Source organism: Pedobacter sp. 01T416_2 (assembly GCF_056398925.1).
In genome coordinates, this window is the sequence record NZ_JBFTQI010001220.1 from 1 (window position 1) to 1,039 (window position 1,039).

Below are 1,039 nucleotides of genomic sequence, written 5' to 3' on the forward strand. Positions count from 1 at the left end.
TGGTATTGGCATTAGCAGGATGTACAACACTCCGCACCGCATCAGATTATGATAAAAATGTTGATTTGAGCGGTTACAAAACTTACAATTTTTACGATAAAGGCATAGCAAGGGTTAAGCTTAATAATCTGGATAAACGCAGATTAATAGCCGCGGTTGAATCTGAAATGAATGCCAAAGGATTTACGAAATCAGACCGACCTGATTTATTGGTGAATTTGGTGGTAGTTGCCCGGGAAAAAACCGATGTTTATGGTCCAGGTTACTACGGTGGCTGGGGATGGGGCTGGCGTGGCGGCTGGGGAAACCCTTTCTGGGGCGGCGGCGGAACCTATGTAAACCAATATATTGAAGGTACAATCATTATAGATTTCTTAGATCCTGCTAAAAAGATCTTATTCTGGCACGGACAGGGATCCGGTTTTAACCTCGATAGCTTTAACAAAAGAGAAGAACGTTTATACACCGGCGTAAAAGAAATATTGGCGCAATATCCACCAACTGTTACTGCTGCTAAATAAAGCTGTAACCGTTACGTTAAAATATCTAAATAGCAATTCATTAATTGCTGAGTAGCTATAGGGCTGTTGAATTTTTAAACAAATTCCAGCCCTGTTTTTATTAACACAAGTTCGATTAAATATTGGGTTGTAATGATTGCTTTTAATAGCTCCTTTGCCTAATGCGATCGTCATGCTGAATTTATTTCAGCATCTTTTTAGCATGAAAGACCCTGAAATGAATTCAGGGTGACGACACTCATAAAAAATACATTGTAATATATTTTTAAAATATATTATTAATGTAACGATTAAAGAGACAAATAACAATCCATTAATTGCTGCGTAACAATAGGACCGTTGAATTTTTGAACAAATTCCAGTCCTTTTTCCTTCATCTCTTTTTGGAGTTGTGGTCTTTCAAGAATTTGATTAATGGCTTTTGCAAGTCCGTTAGCATCATCAGGTGAAATGTATAAGCTATCTGGTCCGCCAGCTTCTTCCAGGCATGACCCGGTTGCTGCGACTACGGGGATCCC

General features: G+C 38.9%; 1 protein-coding gene and 1 pseudogene. One reads left to right on the plus strand and one right to left on the minus strand.

All coding sequences use genetic code 11. The features are described 5' to 3' along the window. On the plus strand, positions 1–521 hold a 521-nt coding region (locus tag AC1DPQ_RS28680; RefSeq protein ID WP_477611704.1), incomplete at its 5' end, for a DUF4136 domain-containing protein. A gap of 290 nt (positions 522–811) precedes the next feature. Here AC1DPQ_RS28680 and AC1DPQ_RS28685 read toward each other — a convergent pair. Then, positions 812–1,039, minus strand: a pseudogene (locus AC1DPQ_RS28685) (glycosyltransferase family 4 protein); the annotation flags it as partial.